Below are 16,613 nucleotides of genomic sequence, written 5' to 3'. Positions count from 1 at the left end.
GCCCGTTGGGTCATTCTCAGCCCGCGTGCGCCTCGCGGAACTGGGCGGCGGTGAGCCTGCGCTTGGCCGAGATCGCCGTCACGCTGAACAGCAACGCGATGACCGCCAGCAGCAGCGCGACGGACGCCAGGCCCACCTCGCCGGTGCCGTCAGCCATGTGCGTGCGCACCAGTTCGAGGCCGTTCTGCAGCGGCGACACCGCTCCTATCGGGGACAGCCAGCCCAGCGTCGACGACAGGCCGAGCCCGACGGTCACCACCAGCAGCAGCGCCGAGACGGCGCGGCCCACGTTGCCCAGCCACCCCGCCAGGGCATGGTTGGCCAGGGCGAAGGACCCGCCGAGCAGCATCATGAGCAGCACCAGCAGCGCGCTGGCACCCAGGCCGAGGCCCAGCACCGCAGCACCCACCACGCCGAGCACCAGCCCGACGCCCACGACGACTGCCGCGGGCAGCCACAGCGTGCGGGCCCACAGCAGGACGCTGGCTGCGCGCGAGGTCACCACGTCGCGCGGCACCGGGCGCCACACGATGAACGCGCCCAGCGCGCCGAGCCACAGTGCCGCCACGATGAGGAGCGAGGTGGAGGCCACCTTGGCCGGGCTGGTCAGCTCGTCGGCCTGGGCGACCGGCGAGGCGACCACCGTCGAGAGCTGCTGCCGGTCCTCCTCGGAATAGGTGGGCAGCTCCTCGGCGCCCTTGCTGAGCTCGGACTCGAAGGTGGAGATGCCCTCGGAGAGGTCCCCGGCCCCGGAGGCCAACTGGCCCAGGCCGTCGCTCAGGGCGTCGGCACCCTCCGCTGCGGAGCGCACCCCTTGCGTGTACTGCCCGACGCCCGAGACATACGTCTCCGTGCCGTCCTGCAGCTGCCCCGCGCCGCTGTCGAGCTGGCTGACGCCGTCGGCGAGGCCGGAGGCGCCGTCGGCGAGGCCGCGGGCACCCGTCTGGAGCTGCGTGAGTCCGGCGGGCAGCTGGGCGAGCCCGTCCGCCAGGCCGCGCGCCCCGGTGGCCAGCTGCGACACGCCGCCCGGCAGCTGGGCCACCTGCGTCTTGAGCTGCTGGAGGCCACCATTGAGTTGCGTGGCGCCGTCGGCGATCAGGGGCGCGTTGTCGACGATGGGCTGGGCCTCGGTGACGATGGTGTCGGCACCGTCCCGCACCGCCGTGAGGGCACCGCTCAGGGTGGCCATCTGCGATGCGGTCTCCGCCGGTAGCTCCGCCACGAGGGTGTCGACGCCGTCGGCCAGCTGGCTGGCACCGGCCGCGAGCGCCTCCGCGGCGCTGAGGAGCGACTGGCCGGTCTGCGGGTCCTGCGTCGAGAGCGCGGCCGAGCCCGCGCCGGTGCCCGCCTGGAACCCGCCCTGGAGGCCGGCCCCGACGCCGGCGGCGAAGGTCTGCCGCAGCATCTCGCACGTGGCCGGGTCCTCGACCGGGCAGACGAACGACTGCGTGATCTGGTCTGCGATGGCGGCGACCTCCGCCGGCATCGGCGCCGCGCCGGACGCCAACGCCTGCAGCCCCTGGTTCGCCAGGGTCAGGCCGCCGCTGAGGCCGGCCGCACCGTCGGCGGTGGCCAGCGCGCCGTCGGCCAGCTCCTCCAGCTGGGTGGTGTCGACCTCCTGGCCCTCGATGCCGGCGATGATCTGGCTTAGCCCGTCGCTCAACTGGCCCACACCGCCGACGACGGCCGCTGAGCCGTCGGCGAACTGCGGCAGGCCGGCGAGCAGCTGCCCACCCTGGTCGGCGAGCTGCGTCACGCCGTCGACCAGGGCAGGGGTCTGGCCGGAGAACTGCTCAACGCCTGCCGCCAGCTGCTCAGCGCCGTCGACCAGGCGGGGCGCCTGCCCGGCGAACTGGTCCACGCCGTCAGCCAGCTGGTCCGCCCCGGACGCGAGCTGGCCTGCGCCACCGTCGAGCTGCTGGACGCCCACGCGCAGGTCGCCGACGCCCTCGGCCAACTGGGTCCCGCCGTCGACGAGCTGCCCGCCGCCGTCGACGAGCTGCGTCATGCCGTCGTTGAGCTGCCCGGCACCGTCGGCGGACTGCTGCGCGCCGTCGGCCAGTTGCGACGAGCCGTCCTCGAGCCGCCCGACGCCGTCCAGGATGATGCCGAACTGCTCGCCAACGGTGTTGAAGCCGACGTAGATCCCGTCGAGGTATCCCTCGGTGAGCTGCGCGTTGATGGTGTCGGTGGCGATCCGGGCGATCTGCTCGGCCACCTGCGCGTCGGTGATCGGCGCGTTCTCGCTGACCGTCACGTGGATGCCGGCCTGCTCGGCCCTCGCCGCGTCGTTGCCCGACCACGACGTGGCCATCCGGGAGAAGTCCTCGGGGATGGTCACGACGGCGGCGAAGCGGCCGGAGCGCAGCCCGTCGGCGGCGCTGGGCCCGTCCGCGAGCGTCCAGGTGACGTTGTCGCCCTCACGCTCGACGATGGCACCGGCCAGCTGGCGGCCCATCGGGATGTACTGGTCACCGACGGTGACGGCCTGATCGAGGTTCACGACCGCGGCCTCGATGCGTTCCTCCCCGCCACGGCCGATGAGTCCGATGAGGAGGCCGACCGCGAGGATCGGCACCAGGGCAAGCGCCACGATCTGCGCTGTGGTGGGTCGCGTCTGTTGTCTCATGCGCGTGTCTCCTCGTGCATGGTCGCGGGGGCGCTGAGCACGCCGTCGATGGGGAAGTCCGAGAGGTAGTCCGCGCTGGCGGCGGCCAGGATGACGGCGCCACGGGGACGGGTGCGCTCGATGAGCCCGACGAGGGCCTCGCGCTCGGGGGCGGTGCCGACGAGGTCGGCGGAGTCGACGACCACGACGGTGGCCGCGCGGGTGCGGTTGAGGGCGGCGGCGACGCCGTCGACGTGCGCCAGGTCAAGGTACGTGACGCGGCGGCGGGCCCGGGAGGCGCCCTCGGGGAGGAGCGCGCCGGCCACGCGGGCGCGCCCGCCGGTGGTCTCCAAGCGGCCACTCAGTGCCAGCGCCGCGCCGGTGCGGGCGCCGACGGGACCGACGAGGCCCACCACGTCACCGGGCATGAGCACCAGCGTCAGGGGCTCCACGATGCCCTCCACGGTCAGGCCGTCGGAATGCAACACCGAGTCGTCGCCCGGCCAGTGCTTGAGCGCCATCTCCTTGGACAGCACCTCACCCTCGACGTCGAACGTCGGCAGCAGGCGGTCCAGCCACGTGGGCAGCCACCAGGCGCGGTCGCCGAGCAGGGTGAGCACGGCGGGCACTAGCGTCATGCGCACGAGGAACGCGTCGACGGCCACGCCGACGGCGAGCGCGAACGCGATCGACTTGATCGGCCCCAGCCCCTCGGGCACGAAGAACGCGAACACGGCGATCATGATGAACGCGGCGGCGGCCACCACGGGCCCGGAGGCGACGAAGCCGCTGCGCACGGCGTCGACGGCGTTCCTGCCGTGCACGTACTCCTCGCGGATGCGGCTGACGAGGAACACCTCATAGTCCATGGCCAGGCCGAACAGGATGCCCATGAGGAGGATCGGCAGGAACGAGATCACCGGCATGCCGCGCTCGAGGTTGACCACCTCCTTGAGCCAGCCGTGGTTGAACACCAGTGTGGTGGCGCCGAACGCCGTGCCCACGCTGAGGAGGTAGCCCACCGTCGCCTTGATCGGCACCCACACCGAGCGGAACACGGCCGCGAGCAGTACCAGCGACAGGCCCACCACCAGCAGGCCGAACGGCAACAGGGCGCCCGTGAGGCGGTCGCTGACGTCGATCTGGACGGCGGTCATGCCCGTGACGTTGGTGTTGACGTCGTACTCGGCGAGCCACTCGTCGTGGCGGTCCATGAGTGCGCGCGTCAGGTCCGCCGTCTCCGGATCATCCGGGCCGGTGGTGGGGACCACCTGGATGAGGCCGGTGTCGGCGTTGGGGTTGGGGGTCGACAGCGGCACCGAGGCGACGCCGTCCATGGCCTCGATGTCGGCCTTGAGGTCTGCCATGACGCCCAGCGGGTCGGTGGAGCCGATGATGTCGGCCGTCACCACGAGGGGCCCGTTGACGCCCTCGCCGAAGTGTTCGGCCATGAGGTCGTAGGCGATGCGGGCCGGCTGCTCCGGCCGCTGCTGGCCGGCGTTCGGCAGCGACACCTGCAGGCCCACCGTCGGCGCAGCCAGCGCGCCCAGCGCGACCACGACGGTGACGATGGTGGCCAACGGGTGCCTGGTGGTCACGCCCACCCACCAGGCGAACAGCCCGGGGCCCTTGCGCGCCTTCCTCTTGCGGGGCTTGGGCCGCATGCGCTCGCCCATGAAGCCCATCAGCGCGGGGAGCAGCGTCAACGCCACCACGACGGCGAGCGCCACGCCGGCGGCGGCGAAGATGCCCATCACGGTCAGGAAGGGGATGTTCGCCACGCCCAGGCCGAGCAGCGCGATGAACACCGTGAGGCCCGCGAAGACCACTGCCGAGCCGGAGGTGCCGACGGCGCGGCCGGCCGACTCCTCGGGCTCGAGGCCGTCGCGCAGCTGGTCGCGGTGTCGCGACAGGATGAACAGGGCGTAGTCGATGCCGACGGCGAGGCCGAGCATCACGGATAGCAGCGGGGTGGTCGAGTTGATCTCGAACACCGACGTGAGGAGGAACATGACGGCGGTGGTGATGCCCACGCCGACGAGGGCCGTGATGAGCGGCAGGCCGGCCGCCACCAGCGATCCGAGCAGGATCGTCAGGACGATCAGCGCCACCACCAGGCCGATGGCCTCGATGAGGCTCAGCGCGGGAAGTTCGATGTTGTAGGCCTCGCCACCCATCGAGACCTGGCTGCCGGCGGGCAACTCCTGCTCGAGCTGGTCCGCGACGGCGGTGATGGGCGCCAGGTCCGCCTCGGAGGGTGTGACGCCCTCGAACGCGAGGCTCAACTGGATCAGGGCGGCGCGCCCGTCGTCGGAGATGAGCCCGTCGACGAACTCGTTCCACGGCGAGGTGGCGCCGTCTGCAGCCACCTCGTCGAGGGCCTGGAAGTCGGCCACCGCGGCCTCGATGACCGCACGATGGTCCTCGACTGTGTCGCCCTCGGGTACCACGACGACCGCCATCGCGGACAGCGCGGCACCCTGCGGGAACGTCATGCGCAGCTTCTCCAGGGCCGCCTGCGAACGTGAGGAGGGGATGTCGAAGGTGTTCTCGAACGACTGGGACCATGCCATCGCGGCACCGCCCAGCGCGAGCAGCACCGCGAGCCATACGGCAACGACTGAGCGACGGTGCCGGAAGCACCACTTACCGACGGCGTACAGCCAAGCTGACATGTGGGTTGTCCTATCCTCGGGTGGGGACCGGCTCTAGAATACATTCCTGTACCCAATTCAACACATTTCTGTATCGGGCAGGGAAGGGGTGGGCATGACAGTCATCGACGCGGCACGTCGGCGCGCGACGCGTGGCCGGTTGGTGGAGGCCGCCGTCAGGGAGTTCGGACGCAACGGCATCGACGCCACCAGCGTGGAGCAGCTGTGCGAGGCCGCGGGATTCACGCGCGGCGCCTTCTACTCCAACTTCAGCAGCAAGGACGAGCTCTGCATCGAGATCGCGCGCCACGTCTTCGAGGAGATGGCCGCCCGGCTGCAGGAGGTCCTGGCCTCGATGCCGGAGTCGTTCAGGCCGGACGAGATCATCCCGGCCCTCCTCGACGTGACGCAGCTGTCCACGGACCTGCATGCCACGCAGGTTGAGCTGGAACTGCGCGCCGCGCGGCACCCGGAGTTCGGGGAGCAGCTCGAGGTGGCCCGCCGCGACCTGTGGCCGCTGTACGTCGAGTTCGCGGAGAAGGCGGCGGCCCGGGGCCGGGTGCGCTTCACGATCCCGGTCCATGACGCACTGCAGGTGCTGGCCGCGCTGCACCACTCCCCCGCCTACATCGGCCGGACGGGCGAATCGCGGCGCCTCATCATGCTGATGACCGAGCATTTCATCGCCCCGACGACGGAGGCGGAAGCGTGAACGCCAAGGTCGAACTCCTCGTCACGGCCTCGGGGCACGGCTTCGAGAACAACGTGTGGGTGGTGGGCGACGACTCTGAGGTGATCGTGATCGACCCCGCGCACGACGAGCACGCGGTGGCAGACCTCGTGGCGGGCCGCACCGTCGTCGAGATCCTCCTGACGCACGGCCACTGGGACCACACCGGCGCGGCACTGCGGTTCGCAGCGCTCGTGGGCAACCCGCCGGTTCGGCTGCACGAGGCAGACCGCTTCCTCTGGGACGACGAGCATCCCGGCGCCCCCTTCAACCCGCTGCACGACGGCGAACGGTTCACCGTCGCGGGCGTCGAGCTGGGGGTCAGGCACACGCCCGGCCACACCCCTGGCTCGGTGTCGCTCGTGGCGCCGGCGCTCGGCTGCGTCTTCACCGGCGACACCCTCTTCGAGGGCGGCCCGGGGGCCACGCGGTGGGACTACTCCGACTTCGCGTTGGTGATCGAGTCCATCACCGGGCGCCTGTTCTCGCTGCCCGACGACATGGTGGTGCACACCGGGCACGGCCGGTCGACGCTGATCGGCACCGAGCGGCCCCAGCGCGAGGAGTGGATCGCCCGCGGCTGGTGATCAGCGCACGCCGCAATCGTGGGCGATCAGCACCAGGTGCACCCTGTCACGCGCCCCGAGCTTGCTGAGCAGCCGTCCGATGTGGGTCTTCACGGTGCCCTCAGCCATGTAGAGCCGCTGCGAGATCTCGCCGTTGTTGGCCCCCCTCGCCACCTCCTGCAGCACCTCGAGCTCGCGCTCCGTGAGCACGTCGAGACGAGTGTCCTCCTCGGGCGCGACACCGGGCAGCCTCTCGGCGAACCGGTCCAGGAGTCGTCGCGTGGCCGAGGGGGCGACCACGGCCTCCCCGGCCGCGACGCAGCGGATGGCGCCGAGCAGCTCGTCGGGGTGGGCGTCCTTGAGCAGGAAGCCGCTCGCGCCGTTGCGCAGTGCGGCGTAGACGTACTCGTCGACGTCGAACGTGGTCAGCACGAGCACCCTCGTCGCGCCGCCCAACGCGGTGATCCGGCGCGTGGCCTCGGTGCCGTCCATCACCGGCATCCGGACGTCCATCAGCACGACGTCGACCGGGCGTGAGCGCACCACCTCGACCGCCTGCTGACCGTTGTCGACCTCGCCCACGGCCTCCATGTCGTCCGCCGAGTCGATCAACATCCGGAACCCGCTGCGCACCAGCGACTGGTCGTCCGCCAACAGCACCTTGATCATCTAGGCCTCCCTCAGCCAACTCACGCCGATGCGCCGCGGCAGCGGCAGCCTGGCGAACACCTCGTAGCCACCGCCCGGCCGCGGGCCGGCGCGGAACACCCCGCCCATCGCCGTGACCCGGTCGCGCATCCCGCGCACGCCCGAGCCCTTGTCGTCGGAGGGTGCCATCGACCCGATGCCGTCGTCGCGGACCAGCACCTCAACCCCGTCGGGCTCGTAACAGAGGCGCACGTCCGCGCGCGCCGTGGGCCCGGCGTGCTTGAGGAAGTTCGTGACGGCCTCCTGCACCACGCGGTAGGCCGTCAGCCCCGTCGTCTCGGGCACGACGGGCGGCTCACCGCGCACCTCGAGGGTGACGCGGGCACCCGCACCGTCCACCAGCGCCGGGATCTGGGCCAGCGTCGGCGCAGGGCCGAACGACGGCGACCCCTCGTCGCCGCGCATCAGCGCCACGATGCGGCGGACCTCGGCGATCGAGGACCGGCCGGTCTGCGCGATGACGCCCAGGGCGTCGACGGCGGCCTCGGGCCGCTTGATGGTGAGCGCCTTGGCACCCTCGGCCTGCACCACGATGATCGACAGCGAATGGGCCAGCACGTCGTGGAGTTCCTGCGCCACCTGCGTGCGGGCGCGGCCCTCTGCGAGCTCGATCTCCTGCGCCGACTGCCGCTGGGCCGCGACGAACCGCTCGGTGACGATCTCCCGGTCCAGGGACTCGGCCAAGCGCCGTTCGCGCACGAGTCGGCCCCACAGGTAGGCCAGCGAGACGATGGCGAAACACAGCAACACCAGCAGCGCCGCACCCAGGAAGCGGTACTCCGCCGCCAGTTCCCGGGTCCAGGTGACGGGCCCGGCGATGCCCCCGGCGACGCCGAAGAGGATGACGAAGAACGACGCGAAGAGGCGCTGGTAGCGGCCCACGCTGTAGACCACCGGCGGGACGGCCAGCAGGGCGGGCAGCGGCACGTGCAGTGTGGCGACCATCCCCGTGCCGGCGGCGGTCAGCACACCGAGTGCCAGCAGCGGCGACAGGCGACGGAAGGCGAGGGAGCTGCACATGAGCACCGACCAGCCGAACGCAGGCCAGAGGAAGCCGGGCCCGGGGGCGGCGAGCAGCGGAATGGTGGTGCCGACGGCGAACGCCCCGGCCAGCGCACCGTCCACCGCGAACGTGCGCCTGTCACGCGACTGCTCGAACATCCCCATCGGCACCACTCTAGGCTCCGCGGTGTTCGCGTCACGTCAGACCCCGGGCACCCCTTGCCGGGACCGGGGTCTGACGGGCGGGGTAGATTGGCGCCATGATGCGCAAGCTGTTGTGGTTCGTCGGCCTGATCGCCCTGACGTGTGTCGTGGTGGGGGCGGTGGACCGGCGTCAGGCCGAGCGTCGCCGCGAGCTGTGGGCAGAGGCCACCGACTGAGCCTCAGGACGCCCGGGTGAGGTCTTCGGTGCCGCGTTCGAACGTCGCGTGCCCCAGCCGGGCCCCGGCGGCGATGATCCACACGGCGCACAACGCGTAGGCCACCGCGACGCACACGAAGGCGACGGCGGACAGGCCGGTGGTGGGCAGCGCGAACGCCGCCAGCACCCCGGCCGCCACGAACGCCGCGTTGAAACCCATGTCGTAGAACGTGAACACGCGGCCCTTGAACTGCTCGTCGACGTGCGACTGCACGATGGTGTCGACGCAGATCTTGAACCCCTGCACCGACAGCCCGATGAAGAAGCTCATCGCCACGATGACCGGCTTCGACGAGGTGAACGCCATGCCGAGGGTGGCCACGCTCCCGAGGACGAGCAGCGCGACGCAGGTGCGGCGCAGCCCCATCCGGCGCACCATGAACGGCACGACAGGGGCCGACAGGATGAAGCCGGCTCCGGTGGCCAATCCCCACACGGTGAGGTCTGCCAGCGCCAGTTCCGGCTGGTCCGACGGGTGCCACAGGTGGCGCGCGGCAAGGATCACGGCCACGCTCAGGAGGCCGAACAGGAGACGGGTCAGCGCCATCAGCAGGAGCGCCAGCAACGCGACGGACCGGGTGCGCAGGTGTCGGGCGGCCTCACCGAGGCCCGCCGCCACCGCCCGGGCGGAGGCCACGACGTCAGTCGAACCGGTGGGGCCGAGGGCGTGGGGCGCGAAGCCGCGGCACATCAGCACGGAGCCGACGAACATCGCCGCGGACAGCCCGAAGACGACGGCGTCTGCGCGGTTGGCGCCGATCAGGTCTCCCAGGCCGAAGCGCGCCGCGAACCCGGCCGCGCCGCCGATGACCACGCCGATGGGCCCCACCGTCGGGAGGATCGACGACGCCGTGAGGTATTCCTCCTCGTCGACGGTGTGCTGCAGCCCCGCCGAGAGCCCGGCCAGCATGAAGCGGTTGATGCTCATCGCGACCAGCAGGGCGCCGAACAGGACCACTGCCCACGCCCCCGTCGTGGCACCCGAGAAGATGATCACGCCGATGGTGGCGGCGAGGAACGCCCGGGTGACGTCGGAGTAGAGGGCGACGTTGCGTCGTGACCACCGGTCCAGCAGCGGCGACACGAAAGGGCCGATGACGGTGAACGGCAGCAGGGTCAGCGCGAGCACGCCCGCGATGGCCCACGCGTTGGGCTGCGACTGGGGGGAGAACAGGATGTAGCTGGCCATCCCCACCTGGAGCGTGCCGTCAGCGGCCTGGCTCAGCGTCCGCAGGATGAGGAGCCTGCGGAACGCTGCGTGTCGCCAGAGCCGCTTGAGGGCACCGAGCAACTCCACGTCAGTTGCCGGTGGCCTCTGCGTGGGCCCGCTCGGCCTTCTCGATGGCCCAGTTGGCGCCGACCTCCTCCATCATGGCGTCGACCTTCACGCGGTCGAAGCGCAGCAGCGAGTTCTGCGCGGCGAGCATGGCCTCGTACTTCGCCGCACGCTCCACGGGGTCACCCTCGTAGTCGTGCGTGAGGTAGCCGTTGGCCAGGCGTTCGACTCGGCGGACGGCGGCCATGAGCTTGCCCTTGGGCGAGACGAGCGAGGCGACCACGGTGATGGTCAGCACGCCCACGATCACGGGCAGGGAGGTGTAGGCGTCGAACGTGAAGACGTTGACGTGTTCGCCGTCGTTGATGAACGGCAACTGGTTGGTGTGCAGCGCCTCGAGCACCAGCTTGACGCCGATGAACCCGAGGATGATCGACAGGCCGTACTTGAGGTAGACGAGGCGGTCCAGCAGGCCGTCGATGAGGAAGTACAGCTGGCGCAGGCCCATCAGCGAGAACGCGGTGGCCGTGAACACGATGTAGACGTTGGTGGTCACCGCGTAGATGGCCGGGATGGAGTCGAGCGCGAAGAGGATGTCGGTGCCACCGATGGCGACCATCACGAGCAGCATCGGGGTGAGGACGCGGCGGCCGTTCTCGTAGGTGAAGAGCTTGTCGCCGTCGTAGTGGTCCGTGGTGTGGAGGAAGCGCTTCGCGAGGCGGATGATGAAGTTGTCCGCGTCCCCGGAGTCGCCCTCCTTCTCGGGGGCGAGCAGCTTGCCGGCCGTCACGATGAGGATCAGGCCGAAGAGGTAGAACGTCCAAGTGAAGTTGTCGATCATCGCCTTGCCGGCGAAGATGAAGCCGGAGCGGGCGATCAGCGCGAAGACGATGCCGAACAGCAGCACCTTCTGCTGGTCGACGCGGGGCACCGCGAAACTCGAGATGATCACGAGGAACACGAAGAGGTTGTCCACCGACAGCGCCTTCTCCAACAGGTAGCCGGAGAAGTACTCCACGCCCATGGTGGTGCCACCGAAGATGAGCAGGATGATGCCGAAGGCGATGGCCACGCCCACGTAGAAGGCCGACCAGATGGTGGCCTCGCGGAGGGTGGGCTCGTGCGCCTGGCGCACGTGGAAGAAGAAGTCGAAGGCGAGCAGGCCGAGGATGGCGACGAGGGTGATCGCCCAGACCCACAGGGGCACATTTGTTGACACGCAAAAGCTCCTGACTGGCGAGAAAGCGGGGTTTCCTGCCATCGGTACCCTTCAGGGCCAACGTCGATGACCACCACAGTGTACCCGCTGACCTGGGCACCCCAGAATCCGAAGGCGTGCCGCAGCCGTGCTGCCGGGGGCCACGGGTAGCCTTGTCAACGCGTGACGAGCGCGACACGAGGAGGTCTCATGCGACGACTGTTGGCCGCGGCACTGACCGTCATCCTGCTCGCCTCGGGCTGTGCCCCGGGCGGTTCCGACGGTGAGTCGCCGGCGCCCCAAGGGTCGACGACGGGGGGCGCCACGCCGTCGGGTGAGCTGCCCGCTGCGGACTCGGTGCTGGCAGATGTCGCGGCCGCGTTGACGGCCAAGGACGTGTCGAAGCTCAAGATGGCCGCCAGCAACGCCGCCGCGCAGCAGGAGCTCGAGACGATCTTCGCGGGCATGGACGGGATCTACCCCACGTTCGAACCCGGCGAACTGGCGTACGAGGGTGAGGGCGCCGTCGGCACCCTGAAGGTGACGTTCGCGCTGGGTGAGGACGGGTGGACGTACTCGACGCCGGCCGCGTTCACGCTGCGGGCCGACGAGTGGGTGCTGGAGTGGTCGCCCACGTTGGTGCATCCGGAGCTGACGAACTCGACGCGGCTGCGGTTCACGCAGGAGGAGGCCCGCCGCGGCCCCATCAACGACAACACCGGGCTGGCGCTGGTGGAGGAACGCGCACTGTTCGAGGTGGGGCTGGACAAGGCCCGCATCACGGAGGCCGAGTGGCCCGGCGCGGCCACGCAGCTGGCCACGTTGCTGGGCATCGACGCCGAGGCGTACAAGGCCAAGGTGCTGGCCGGCGGGCCGCGGGCGTTCGTGATCGCCAAGACGCTGCCGCAGGTGGAGATCCCCGCCGCAGTCGCCGACGTGCCCGGCCGCCACGTCCGCGAGATCCGCGCGGTGCTCGGCCCCAGCTCGTCGTTCGCCGCGCCCATCCTCGGCACCGTCGGCGAACCCACCGCCGAGATGATCGAGGCGTCGGACGGCAAGCTCACCACCAACGACCGCGTCGGCCGCTCCGGCCTGCAGCTGCGCTACGACGACAAACTGCGCGGCGTGCCGATGATCCGCATCGACCTGGTGCAGCGCAACGCCGCAGAGGGCGAGTCGCCCGCACCCAGCCCGATGGAGCCGCGCACGCTGTTCCTGCAGGACGAGTCCGTCAGCGAGGGCATCGACCTCAGCATGGACCGCGACCTCCAGGCCAAGGCGGAGGAGGTGCTCAAGGCCCAGCCCGGGCTGGCGTCGCTCGTGGTGGTCAACCTCGCCGACGGTGGCCTGCTCGCGGCGGCACAGTCGCCGTCGGGCGGCACCTACCCCCACGCCACCTTCGGCAAGTTCGCTCCCGGGTCGACGTTCAAGGTGGTGTCGTCGCTTGCGATGATGCGGCACGGGCTGACGCCGTCGTCGACGGTGCATTGCCCTGCCACGCTCGCCATCGACACCTACACGTTCGGCAACTACACCGGCTACAGCCAGACCGGCGCCATCACCCTGACCGATGCGTTCAAGTACTCCTGCAACACGGCGTTCGTCGCCGGGGCCGACACCGTGACGTCGGAACAACTCCACGCAGCCGCCGGCTCGCTGGGCGTGGGCACCGACTACGACGCCGGGTTCACGTCGAACTTCGGCACCGTGCAGCCCGGCAACCGGATCGACCGCGCCGCGTCGATGATCGGGCAGGGCCAGGTGACGATGTCGCCGCTGGGCATGGCGGCGGTGGCGGCGTCCGTCGGCGCCGGCCGCACCGTCGTGCCCTGGCTGGTGAAGGGGCACGAGGCGTCGCCGACGGCCGCGCCGCTGACCGCCGCCGAGGCGCAGAACCTGCAGGCCATGATGAAGGCGACGGTGGACTCCGGCACGGCACAGTCGCTGAAGGGCGTGATGATCGGCGCCAAGACCGGCACCGCGCAGTGGGGCCCCACGGGCAACCAGCAGACGCACGCCTGGATGATCGCGTACAACGACAAGGTGGCGGTGTCGGCGTTCGTCGAGGTCGGCGACAGCGGCGGCACGACGGCGGCGCCGCTGATCAGCGCCCTGTTCGGCTGAGGGGCAGCTGTCGACGGCGGGCTCAGCCGGCAGTGAAGTCCGCGTAGTCGGCCTGCAGCGTCGCCGCCACGGCCTCGGGGTCCTTCTGGCCGCCGATGAGCTCCTGGAACGCGGCGCCCGCAGTGTCGCCGAAGGTGGGCGTCGCGTAGTCCAGGTACGGCAGCAGCGTGCCCTGCCGCGACACGGTCGCGAAAGCCTGGAACACGTCGTTCAGCACGCCAGTCTCGGGCGCCAGCTCGGCGGTCCGGAGCACGGGCATCCCGCCGTGGGCGGCGATGGTCTCCATCGCCGCCTCGTCGGTGATGAAGTCGAGGTACGCCGCGGCGACCTGCGGGTGCTCGGCCCTGGCCGGGATGGACCACGGCACCCCGGTGCCCCCGGTGGTGGCCAACCCGCCGTCGACGCCCATGGGCGGGGCCATGAATCGCAGCCCGTCCCCGACGGCGGCCTGCAGGTCTGCGGCCAGCCAACTACCGGCCGGGAGGAACGCGGCCTTGCCTTCGGCGAACTGGAGCCACGCCGACTCGTAGTCGGTGCCGTTGGGTGAGTCACCGAGATAGTCCTCCGCGCCCCAGGCGGCGAACTTCGCGAGCGCCTCGCGGTTGCCCTCGCTGCTCCAACTCGCGCCGGCGTTGCCCATCGCCAGCGTGACGATCTCCGCGGCGGGCACGAACGCCGCCTGCAACGGGCCGAACACGTGGAGCGCGGGCCACTTCTCGAGGTTGCCGAGCACCATGGGCTGCAGCCCGGCACCGCGGGACAGGTCGAGGAGCTCGAAGTAGTGCTCCCACGTGCCGGGCACCTGCCCGCCCAGGCCGTCCAGGGTCGACTGCCGGTAGTACATCCCGACGATCTCACCGGTCTGCGGCACGCCGTAGAGGCTCCCGTCGCCGAACGTCACGCCGTCGGTGGAGTAGCGCATCTTGGACAACGCCGACGCCGGGAACCGCTGGTGCCAGCCGTAGCTCGACGCGAAACGCGACAGGTCCATGAGTTGCCCGGCACGCACGAACGACCCCATGTCGGCGCGGGCGTTGTTCACCTGCACGACGTCGGGCACCACGCCCCCGGACAACGCCAGGGTGATCTGCTTCCTCAGGTCGTCGAACGACTGCGACAGGCGTCGGACCGTGACGTTGGGGAACGCATCCTGGAACCTCGCGTTGAGCTCCTCGACCTGCGCGTTCTGACCGCCGCGCACCTCCTGGTCCCACACCGTGAGCGTGACGTCCCCCAGCGCGGCGATGTCCGGGTTGGCCACGGCGGCCGGCTCGGGGCTGGGCGTCGGCTCCTGGTGTGACCCGGGCGCGCACGCGACGACTGCGCTGCCTGCGGCAGCGGCGAGGAGCGTGCGTCGCTTCATGGGGCCTTCCCGACGTCGGGTACAGCCAAGAATGCCACCGCGCGAGGCGCTCAGGCGGGGTTCTGCCCCGCCTCGCCGTGGGTGTCCATCCGCTTGAGGCCCACCACGCAGGCGATGATCCCGGCGAGGAACAGGGCCTTGGGCCACGACATCTGCTCGTGGCCGGCCAGCGTCGAATACGTCACGGTCAGCACCGCGCCGAGGCTGGTCCACACCGCGTAGGCCGTGCCGGTGCGGACGTGCCTCATGGCGAGCCCCAGCCCCACCGTCGACGCCACGACGGTGAGGAGGAAGACGACGGTGGCCGGGAGGTGGGTGAACCCATTGCTGGCCGACAGCGCGTTGGCCCACACGGCCTCCAGGCCGGCGCTGACCAGCAGCACCGGCCACGCCCACGAACGCGGGAGCCGCATCATGCCACCACCTTCAGGCCGACGACGCATGTGACGATGCCGACGAGCAGCAGCACCTTCTTCGTGCTGGCGGGTTCGGCGCCGGTGAACATGGCCCACAGCACGGTGAGCGACGCGCCCGTGGCGGTCCAGACCGCATAGGCCGTGCCGGTGGGCAGCGTGTCCAGCGCGATGCCGAGACCCACGAGGCTCAGGACCGACGCGATGACGAAGACGACGGTGGGCACCGGCCGTCGCAGCCCCTCCGACCTGCCAAGCGCGGTGGCCCACACGGCCTCCATCACGCCCGACGCCAACAGGATGACCCAGTCCATGAGGACGACTCCTTCTTGCTCGCCCTCCGGGGAGGGGGCCAGTCTTGTCTTCACCGGGTACTGATCCGTCGTCCGGGGCGGGTCGCCGGGGCCGAGCCTAGCTACGCGTGCGCCCCGCCCCAAGCCCTGCCATCGACTACACTCCGGAATAGTTGAACCCTAAACATTGTTGGAGTGGGCATGGACATCGACGCTCTCGAATTCGGCATCGACACGTTCGGCGACATCACCGCCGACGCGGACGGCACCTTGGTCTCGCACGACCAGGTGGTGCGCAACGTCGTCGAGGAGGGCGTCCTGGCGGACCGGGTCGGCCTCCATGCCATCGGCATCGGCGAGCACCACCGCGACGACTTCGCCGTCTCCTCACCGGAGATGGTGCTCGCCGCCATCGCGGCCCGCACCGAACACATCAAGCTGGCCTCCGCCGTCACCGTGCTCAGCTCCGACGACCCTGTGCGCGTGTTCGAACGCTTCGCCACGCTCGACGCCATCAGCTCCGGCCGCGCCGAGATCGTCGTCGGCCGCGGCTCCTTCACGGAGTCCTTCCCGCTGTTCGGCTACAACCTGCGCGACTACGAGGAGCTCTTCGAGGAGAAGCTCGCCCTCTTCGCGCAGCTCATCCAGGGCGGCCGGCACACGTGGGAGGGCAAGCACACGCAGGACCTGAAGGACGTGGAGCTCTTCCCGAAGCTCGCCGAGGGGCCGCTGAAGACCTGGGTCGCCGTCGGCGGCAGCCCGCAGTCGGTGGTGCGGGCCGCGTCGTACGGGTTGCCGCTCATGCTGGCCATCATCGGCGGGCCCACCGCGCGGTTCGCGCCGTTCGCCGAGCTGCACCGTCGGGCCCTCCAGGAGCTCGGCAAGGAGCCGCAGCCCATCGGCTACCACAGCTACGGCCACGTCGCGCCCACCGACGAGGAGGCCCTCGAGCAGCTGTACCCGGCGTGGCTCGAGCAGAGCCGCCGCATCGGCGGCGAGCGCGGCTGGGGCCACATGGGGCGCGACCACTTCGACAACGAGGCCGCGCACGGCTCCATGGCCGCCGGCTCGCCGGAGACGGTGGCCCGCAAGATCGCTGACGGCATGAAGGCGCTGGGTGCCACCCGCTACCAGCTGAAGGTCTCGGCCGGCCGCCTGTCGCACGAGGCGATCATGCGCTCCATCGAGCTGTACGGCACCGAGGTGGTGCCACTGGTGAAGGACATGCTCGCCGACAGCTGACCGTGAGCGCGCGCC

At 70.7% G+C, this 16,613-nt stretch carries 13 protein-coding genes and 1 riboswitch; of the genes, 4 read left to right on the top strand and 9 right to left on the bottom strand.

All coding sequences use genetic code 11. The features are described from left to right. Nucleotides 1–16 precede the first annotated feature (16 nt). Entirely contained in the window at nucleotides 17–2,629 is a 2,613-nt protein-coding gene (locus ABEA30_RS00445) for a hypothetical protein (protein WP_345577349.1), read from the bottom strand. Beyond that, nucleotides 2,626–5,283, bottom strand: coding sequence for an MMPL family transporter (locus tag ABEA30_RS00440; RefSeq protein ID WP_345577346.1), 2,658 nt, complete (start codon nucleotides 5,281–5,283; stop codon nucleotides 2,626–2,628). The genes ABEA30_RS00445 and ABEA30_RS00440 overlap by 4 nt, the downstream gene beginning before the upstream one ends. A 94-nt stretch (nucleotides 5,284–5,377) precedes the next feature. Here ABEA30_RS00440 and ABEA30_RS00435 point away from each other — a divergent pair, with 94 nt between their 5' ends. Then, entirely contained in the window at nucleotides 5,378–5,974 is a 597-nt protein-coding gene (locus ABEA30_RS00435) for a TetR/AcrR family transcriptional regulator (RefSeq protein ID WP_345577343.1), read from the top strand. Then, nucleotides 5,971–6,579, top strand: coding sequence for an MBL fold metallo-hydrolase (locus tag ABEA30_RS00430; protein WP_345577341.1), 609 nt, complete (start codon nucleotides 5,971–5,973; stop codon nucleotides 6,577–6,579). Before ABEA30_RS00435 ends, ABEA30_RS00430 begins: the two co-directional genes overlap by 4 nt. On the opposite strand, the gene ABEA30_RS00425 is transcribed toward ABEA30_RS00430, so the two are convergent. From ABEA30_RS00425 to ABEA30_RS00410, 4 genes are all read right to left on the bottom strand, one after another. Further along, nucleotides 6,580–7,227: a response regulator transcription factor gene (locus ABEA30_RS00425; RefSeq protein ID WP_345577338.1), complete on the bottom strand. Its 648-nt coding sequence runs from the start codon at nucleotides 7,225–7,227 to the stop codon at nucleotides 6,580–6,582. Further along, nucleotides 7,228–8,433 (bottom strand): sensor histidine kinase, encoded by a 1,206-nt coding sequence (locus ABEA30_RS00420; protein ID WP_345577335.1) that lies wholly within the window; start codon nucleotides 8,431–8,433, stop codon nucleotides 7,228–7,230. Nucleotides 8,434–8,651: 218 nt separating this feature from the next. Further along, nucleotides 8,652–9,986 carry an MFS transporter gene (locus tag ABEA30_RS00415; RefSeq protein WP_345577332.1) on the bottom strand — a complete coding sequence of 445 codons (1,335 nt, stop codon included), beginning with the start codon at nucleotides 9,984–9,986 and terminating at the stop codon, nucleotides 8,652–8,654. A gap of 1 nt (nucleotide 9,987) precedes the next feature. Then, on the bottom strand, nucleotides 9,988–11,184 hold the full coding sequence (locus ABEA30_RS00410) for a TerC family protein (RefSeq protein ID WP_345577329.1): 1,197 nt from the start codon (nucleotides 11,182–11,184) through the stop codon (nucleotides 9,988–9,990). A gap of 189 nt (nucleotides 11,185–11,373) precedes the next feature. Here ABEA30_RS00410 and ABEA30_RS00405 point away from each other — a divergent pair, with 189 nt between their 5' ends. Then, complete coding sequence (locus tag ABEA30_RS00405) at nucleotides 11,374–13,287, top strand: penicillin-binding transpeptidase domain-containing protein (protein WP_345577326.1); 1,914 nt, start codon at nucleotides 11,374–11,376, stop codon at nucleotides 13,285–13,287. 22 nt (nucleotides 13,288–13,309) lie between these two features. On the opposite strand, the gene ABEA30_RS00400 is transcribed toward ABEA30_RS00405, so the two are convergent. The 3 genes from ABEA30_RS00400 to ABEA30_RS00390 are packed head-to-tail and all read right to left on the bottom strand — an operon-like array spanning nucleotide 13,310 to nucleotide 15,377. Further along, nucleotides 13,310–14,650 (bottom strand): ABC transporter substrate-binding protein, encoded by a 1,341-nt coding sequence (locus tag ABEA30_RS00400; RefSeq protein WP_345577323.1) that lies wholly within the window; start codon nucleotides 14,648–14,650, stop codon nucleotides 13,310–13,312. Nucleotides 14,651–14,700: 50 nt separating this feature from the next. Next, complete coding sequence (locus ABEA30_RS00395) at nucleotides 14,701–15,066, bottom strand: DMT family transporter (protein ID WP_345577320.1); 366 nt, start codon at nucleotides 15,064–15,066, stop codon at nucleotides 14,701–14,703. Further along, on the bottom strand, nucleotides 15,063–15,377 hold the full coding sequence (locus ABEA30_RS00390) for a DMT family transporter (protein WP_345577317.1): 315 nt from the start codon (nucleotides 15,375–15,377) through the stop codon (nucleotides 15,063–15,065). The genes ABEA30_RS00395 and ABEA30_RS00390 overlap by 4 nt, the downstream gene beginning before the upstream one ends. A gap of 33 nt (nucleotides 15,378–15,410) precedes the next feature. Continuing rightward, a riboswitch (guanidine-III (ykkC-III) riboswitch) is annotated at nucleotides 15,411–15,469 on the bottom strand. 88 nt (nucleotides 15,470–15,557) lie between these two features. Here ABEA30_RS00390 and ABEA30_RS00385 point away from each other — a divergent pair. Further along, nucleotides 15,558–16,598, top strand: a complete 1,041-nt coding sequence (locus tag ABEA30_RS00385; protein WP_345577314.1) for an LLM class flavin-dependent oxidoreductase — start codon at nucleotides 15,558–15,560, stop codon at nucleotides 16,596–16,598. The last annotated feature ends 15 nt before the right edge of the window (nucleotides 16,599–16,613 follow it).

The organism is Tessaracoccus lubricantis (genome assembly GCF_039544535.1).
Lineage (GTDB): Bacteria > Actinomycetota > Actinomycetes > Propionibacteriales > Propionibacteriaceae > Arachnia > Arachnia lubricantis.
Note: the sequence above shows the minus strand (reverse complement) of the source record. Positions and strands in the feature narration are given on the sequence as shown.